This window comes from Draconibacterium sp., assembly GCF_041583095.1.
Taxonomy (GTDB): Bacteria; Bacteroidota; Bacteroidia; order Bacteroidales; family Prolixibacteraceae; genus Draconibacterium.
The window spans coordinates 1-7,353 of record NZ_JBFHGM010000256.1 but is presented as its reverse complement, the minus strand read 5'-3'; the positions used below and the strand labels follow the sequence as shown (position 1 = coordinate 7,353).

Sequence of the window (7,353 nt, the reverse complement as noted above, 5' to 3'; positions counted from 1 at the left end):
TACTACCACAAAAATCTTATTCCTTTTAACCACTACAGGTACTCGGCCGAGGCGCCGAACAGCTTACCTTACAACGATGTTAACTGCTTTGTTGAAGACAATCGGGGAAATCTGTGGATTGGCACAAATGGTGGCGGATTGATTTATTTTAACCGCAGCAAAAATACCTTTAAAAGTTACCTTCATGATGCTGACAATCCCAACTCCATCAGTGCAAACGTAATTGTTGCGCTACATATCGACAGTAAAGGAACACTTTGGGCCGGAACCTATCAGGGTGGTTTAAACCGTTTTAACGGAACAACATTTAAACACTACCTGCACAATCCGGATAATCCCGGTTCCTTGTCTGACAACCGGGTTTGGTCGGTTTTTGAGGACTCGAAACAAAACCTTTGGATCGGGACTTTAAATGGTGGATTAAATCTTTTTGACCGCGCAAAGGAAGAGTTTATTCATTACACATCAAACGATATAAATTCAGTAGGTTCCAATTTTATCATGTCGATAATGGAAGACAGCGGGCAAAACCTCTGGCTGGGAACTTCCGCTGGACTTGATGTATTAAACCTGAATACCAAACGGTTTACGCACTACGATGCCGATCCGGCAAACCCCGGACAGTTAAGCGACAGTAATGCAAACGACATTCACGAAGATGTAAGGGGTTTAATTTGGGTGGCAACAACGCAGGGCTTAAATATTTTTAATAAAACACAAGGCACTTTTAAAGTTTTAACGGAAGCCGACGGGCTGGCCAATTCGAATATAAAAACCATTCAGGAAGACCAAAACGGAAACATTTGGATTGCCAGCTTAAAAGGAATATCAAAAATCAGCGTTGAAAATTATTCGCATCAACTACCCATAGGTAAACTGAACGTTGATATCGAAAACTTTGGTTTGCAGGATGGCCTGCAGGGAAACGAATTTAACCAAAAAGCAGCTTACCGAACACGCTCCGGAGAGTTGATTTTCGGCGGTGCCAACGGGTTCAATTTATTTAAACCCGAAGATATTGTGGTTCAAACGCCCAACGATAAAATCGTGCTTACGAACTTTAAGGTATTCAATCAAAATATAAAAGTTAACGAACCTTTCCGAAAAAGGATTATTCTGGATAAATCGATTACCTACCGCAATCAAATTACCTTAACACACAAAGAGAATGTGTTCTCGGTTGAATTTGCGGCAATCGGCTATTTTCATCCCGAGAAAAACAATTTTCAATACCAGCTAAGTGGTTTTAACAACGAATGGATGGAAGTGAATCGCGGCATGCATGAGCTTACATTTACCAATCTGAATTCAGGTGATTACCAACTGCGCATCAGGGTAAGTAACGATAACTCCAACTGGCGCGAAATGAATCCACCTTTAAGCATCAAAATTCTTCCGCCATTTTGGGAAACCGGCTACGCCTATATACTTTATATTTTGGTTATCGCCGGCTTGTTGTTTATAACCTGGAGGATTTTGGCCGAACGCCAGCGACTGAAATTTGAGGCCGAACAGGAACACCGCGAAGCCGAACGTATTCACCAGGTCGACACATTGAAAACCAAGTTCTTTACCAATATCAGTCACGAATTTCGCACACCTCTTTCGCTGATAATCGCTCCCATCGATAAATTAATTGAAAACAGTAAAAACGACGACGATAAAAAACACCTTATTCTTATTCAGCGAAACGCCCGCCGATTGATGGCAATGGTAAACCAGTTGCTTGATTTCAGAAAAATGGAGCTCCAAAAAATTAAAGTAAATAAAAACTGGTGCGAAATGATCGGTTTTATTCACGAGATTTCAGCGTCGTTTGAAGACCTGATGGAAAGTAAAAATATCTCGTTCCAGTTTTCAAGCAGCCACAAAAGCCTGTACACTTATTTTGATAAAGACAAAACCGATAAAATATTTACCAACCTGCTAAGTAATGCCTGCAAATTTACCAACAGCGGAGGCAAAATCAGCCTGGATATCAAACTGAATACATCGGCCGAAAAGCCTGTTTTAACAGTAAAAGTATCGGATACGGGAATTGGGATTACTCCCGAACAACAGATGCAGATTTTTAACCGCTTTTACCAAACCGATAATGCGGGAACAGAAATAAACCAGGGCTCAGGAATTGGCTTGTCGATGGTGAAAGAGTACGTTACCCTGCTGGGAGGCGATGTGAATGTTAATAGCCACCTGAACGAAGGAAGTACGTTCACGGTGAAAATTCCTGTGGAGATGTTTACTCATGAAGAAATAGCCGCCAACAAACAACTTGAAACGACTGAAAGAAAAACCTATAAACAGCCCGTATCAGCGACAACCGATTATGCTCCGGCTTTCGACCGGGAGAAAAAAACTTTGGCGATTGTGGAAGACAGCTCCGACCTGCGTTTTTACCTGAAGGAAAGTTTTAAAATCAGATACAACATTATTGAGGCCGAAAACGGAGCAGAAGCCTGGGCGACCTTTGAAAAGCAGTTGCCCGATATTGTGATTAGCGATGTGATGATGCCCGAAATGAACGGCGTTGAACTATGCGCTAAAATTAAATCGAACAGAAAAACCAAACATATTCCGGTAATTCTGCTAACGGCAAAAACCGATACTGCACCGGTTGTTGAAGGTTACGAGTCGGGAGCTGATGCCTACCTTACCAAACCTTTCGACTTTAAAGTTTTGGAATCGCGTATTGAAAATCTGCTGCGCTCGCGCGAACAGTTGCGTATATCATATCTATCGATGACAGGATTAAGTCCTGAAAAAATTAAAGTCGACTCTGAGGACGAAAAGTTTATAAAGAAAGCCTTAAAAATTGTTGAGGCCAATATATCAGAAGCGTCGTTTACCGTTGAAGATTTTGGTGCAGAAATGGGGATGAGCCGCGTTAGTCTGTACAAAAAACTACTGGCCTTAACCGACCGAACGCCTATCGAATTCATCCGTGTTATTCGTTTAAAACGAGCTGCTCACCTGCTCGAAACAAGTCAACTTTCGGTATCAGAAGTGGCGTACCAGGTAGGCTTTAATAACCCGCGGTATTTCTCGAAATATTTTTCGAAAGAATACGAAATGCTGCCATCGGAATACATCGAAAAAAACCGGAAGACCACAAACGATCTTTCAGATGAAGTAAAAGACAAATTCTCTTAGTGTAAGGCAATCGCACAAACACTCCTGTCATCTCGAAGCGCAGCGAGAGATCTGTTACAAATTATCGGGAACTATCCTGTAATCCTAGATTTTACTCAAAATAGTCCTCATTCACTCAATTACTCAATAACGTTTTTCCTATTCCTACAAAAAATCTTCCCGAACAGGGCTAAAAACATCGATCAGAATTCCGGGCTCCAAACAAAGCGCTCCGTGTAACATATTCGGCTCTACATACAATCCATCACCGGGCTCAACAATTACTTTTTCGCCATCCATGGTAAATTCAAACTTGCCGCTTACACAATAAGTAGTTTGTGTGTGAAAGTGCGAATGTTCGGCACCCACGGCACCTTTTTCAAATTTTACTTTTACCATCATAATCTGGTTGTCCCAGCCCATAATCTGACGAGCCACGCCATCGCCAAGATCTTCCCAGCGTTTACTGTTTTTAAATACTTTCTCGCTTGCCATAACTTATCGGTTAAATTTTATACGGTTGATACTACAAAACTAAAAGATTTTCAAAAACCTTAAAAGTATTGAGATCTTCAACTTTACAGGAAAATGGGTCGCTAAAAATACAGTAAATCAAATTACCTTTTGAGAACAAGTGAATCAATGTCTAAATTTAACTTCAAATTTTTTACGCATTCAATTTTCCCCTTGATTTATTCTGAACTTCATTCCCAACAATATTCAGAACTCCCCCATTTACAGAAAACTCAGGATATTCATTTTCAATTTTTTCAAAAATACTTGTCGAAATTCGAGAAAATAAAAACGAAAAAAAACACATGTTAAAATGGGAGAAAAAATTGTGATTTTCGGGCATTTATTACTTAATAAATTCCTCTTAATTAGATATCTTCGGAATTCTTTACGTCATATAAAAACATGATAATCTAAACTTAAATTTCAATTATGGGTACCAACTCAATTTTCAACTCCAAATTCATTCTGGTTTATTTTATTCTTAGTCATTTTATTTTATTCAACAGTTTTGCACAAAATAAGGGCACTTATTTCCCGCCCGAAGAATTAACATCGGTGGGTGCCTATTATTACCCCGAACACTGGGATGAAAGTCAGTGGGAACGCGATATAAAAAAGATGGCCGAAATGGGTTTTGAATTTACCCACTTTGCCGAGTTTGCGTGGGCGCAACTGGAGCCGGAAGAAGGCGTGTACGATTTTGCGTGGCTCGACCGTGCAGTGGCACTGGCCGATAAATACAAGCTAAAAGTGGTAATGTGCACCTCAACTGCTACCCCGCCCGTTTGGCTGGTACGCAAACATCCCGACATTCTGAAACAGCACGAAAACGGAACAAAGATGGATCACGGATCGCGCCAACACGCGTCCTTTTCAAACGAATATTACCGCAGTTATTCAATGAAAATGATTGAGGAACTGGCTAAACATTACGGTAACGACAACCGGATATTTGGCTGGCAATTGGACAACGAGCCTGCTGCCAATGTGGATTATGGCGAAGATGCCCAAAAACGTTTCAGAGCGTGGTTAAAAGAAAAATACGGTAACATTGAAGCGTTGAATGAAGCATGGGGAACCAATTTCTGGAGCGGTACTTACACCCGGTTCGACCAGATAAACATTCCGAAACACTCGCAATGGGGAATGAACCTGTATCAACGTTTGGATCACAGCCGTTTTTGCGATTACGAAACCTCAAGTTTTCTGGATGACCAGGCAAAGGTAATTCGCCAATATGCAAATCCCGATCAGTGGATTACCACCAATTACATCCCCTATTACGATGCGCGTTATGCCGGCGCCAGCAAGAAGTTGGATTTTATTACCTACACCCGCTACATGGTTTATGGCGAACATACCGGAATTGGCCCAAAAGGTTACCGCGTGGGCGAATACTCGCGCATTGCCATGGCCAACGATTACTTCAGACCGCTAACGCCGATTTATGGTGTAATGGAGCTTCAACCCGGACAGGTAAACTGGGGTTCAATCAACTCGCAACCGTTACCCGGAGCAGTGCGGCTGTGGTTATGGCACGTTTTTGCCGGAGGTAGTAAATTCACCTGTACCTACCGCTTCCGTGCACCAATTTACGGCTACGAGCAGTATCATTACGGCATTGTTGGCCCCGATGGCGTAACGCCTACACCGGGCGGCTTAGAATACAAAAAATTTATCGACGAAATAGAAGTGCTTCGTAACAATCCTTCTGAGGGTCAAATTCCGAAAGACTATTTAAACCGGAAGACAGCTATTTTGTATGATCCGGACAATACAGTAGCCATAAACAACAGCAAACAAAATTCGACATGGGATACCGAAGGCCATGTGCTGAAGTACTATAAAGCATTGAAAGCATTTGGTGCACCGGTTGATTTTGTCCGCGACTCTATGGACTTTTCACAATATCCGGTACTTGTAGCTCCGGCTTATCAGCAAATGAGTTTAGAGCTGGTTGACAAGCTAACTAAATATGTAAAAAACGGTGGAAACCTGGTAATGTCAGTTCGCACAGGGCATCAGAATGAATTTGGACATCTGTGGCAGGCAAAACATGCCGAACCGCTTTATGAACTGATCGGTGGCGAAATTGAGTTCTACGATTTACTCCGTCCTTTTGCACCCGACACAGTTATAATGGACAATAAAAAATACGCATGGACAACATGGGGAGATATCTTGAAAACCAATACCGGCACCGAAACCTGGGGAACTTTTAGCGGTGATTATTATACCGGTAAAACAGCTGTAACGTTTAATAAGTTGGGCAAAGGAACAGTTACCTATGTTGGAGCCGACAGTCACGATGGCCAACTGGAGCGTGCAGTTCTGCATAAACTTTATGACCGCCTTGATATCGATGTAAAAGATTACCCAAAAGGTGTTATGGTGGAATACCGCGATGGTTACGGAATTGCCGTAAACTATTCCAACATTACCTATAACATGGATTTACCTGCCGGCACGGAAATTCTGATCGGAGACAAATCAATTCCGACAGCAGGCGTACTGGTTTGGAAAACGAAATAAATCAACCGGAAAATACTTCAACTGATGAGACAAGCGAAAAACTTATACCCGTTAATTCTGTTAATCTTTACCATTTTCGTATTCACCTCATGCGAAAAAACAACCACCCCGGAGTGGCCGGAACAAACCAACGAAACCAAACCCTGGACACGCTGGTGGTGGCACGGCAGTGCCGTTGACAAAGCGAACTTAACGGCTAATCTGGAAGAACTGGCCAAGGCCGGTTTTGGAGGTGTTGAAATTACGCCCATTTACGATGTTAAAGGTGATGAAGATAAATCCATTTCATTTCAATCAGCAGAATGGATGGAAATGTTTGAGCATACTTTAAAAGAAGCTAAACGACTGGGATTGGGCGTCGACCTGGCCAATGCATCGGGCTGGCCATTTGGAGGTCCGTGGATTGATGCGGAACAAGCCTGCAAAAACCTTCAATACAAAAAGTACCACTTAAAATCAGGTGAACAACTTAAGGAAAAAATTGAGTTTATCCAGCCTTCTTTGGTGCGTGCCGTAAACAAGAGAGTTGATATCTCGGAAGTAAAATTCCCAATTAGCAGCAATACCAATTTACAGGAATTAGCGCTCGACCAGGTACGCTTCGAAAAACCGCTGCCACTCCAAACATTGATGGCTTTTAACATGCAGGGAGAAACTATTGATTTGACTAATTTCGTTAACGCAAACGGGATTCTTGATTGGACAGCTCCCGAAGGTAACTGGGATCTATATGCTGTATTTCAGGGCTGGCACGGCAAAATGGTAGAACGTGCCGGAACCGGTGGCGAAGGAAATGTGATCGACCATTTTTCGGAAGAAGCAACAAAAATATTTCTGTCCGATTTTGATAAAAATGTCAAAGACATCGATTTAACGGGGCTTCGGGCATTTTTTAACGATTCATACGAAGTGGACGACGCCTCTGGCGATGCCAACTGGACTCCCCTCTTTTTTGAAGAGTTTGAAAAACGCAGAGGCTACGATTTAAAAACAAAACTTCCTGCGCTATTTGGCGATATGGATGAAGAAACCAACCAGCGTGTGTTGTGCGATTTCCGCGAAACCATTTCCGATTTACTGTTGGATAAATTCACCATCGTTTGGGCAGATTGGGCCGAATCATACAACACCATCATCCGTAACCAGGCCCATGGTTCACCGGCTGCCATTCTCGAT

The 7,353-nt window shown here is 42.3% G+C and carries 4 protein-coding genes; 3 read left to right on the top strand and 1 reads right to left on the bottom strand.

The features are described from left to right. On the top strand, window positions 1–3,150 hold a 3,150-nt coding region (locus ABZB17_RS18250; RefSeq protein WP_372652273.1), incomplete at its 5' end, for a two-component regulator propeller domain-containing protein. A 144-nt stretch (window positions 3,151–3,294) separates the two neighbouring features. Here ABZB17_RS18250 and ABZB17_RS18245 read toward each other — a convergent pair. After that, window positions 3,295–3,624: a cupin domain-containing protein gene (locus tag ABZB17_RS18245; protein ID WP_372652272.1), complete on the bottom strand. Its 330-nt coding sequence runs from the start codon at window positions 3,622–3,624 to the stop codon at window positions 3,295–3,297. 450 nt (window positions 3,625–4,074) lie between these two features. Here ABZB17_RS18245 and ABZB17_RS18240 point away from each other — a divergent pair, with 450 nt between their 5' ends. Then, window positions 4,075–6,177 (top strand): beta-galactosidase, encoded by a 2,103-nt coding sequence (locus ABZB17_RS18240; protein ID WP_372652270.1) that lies wholly within the window; start codon window positions 4,075–4,077, stop codon window positions 6,175–6,177. 24 nt (window positions 6,178–6,201) lie between these two features. Further along, window positions 6,202–7,353 (top strand): glycosyl hydrolase (locus ABZB17_RS18235; RefSeq protein ID WP_372652269.1); only part of this gene is annotated, 1,152 nt, incomplete at its 3' end.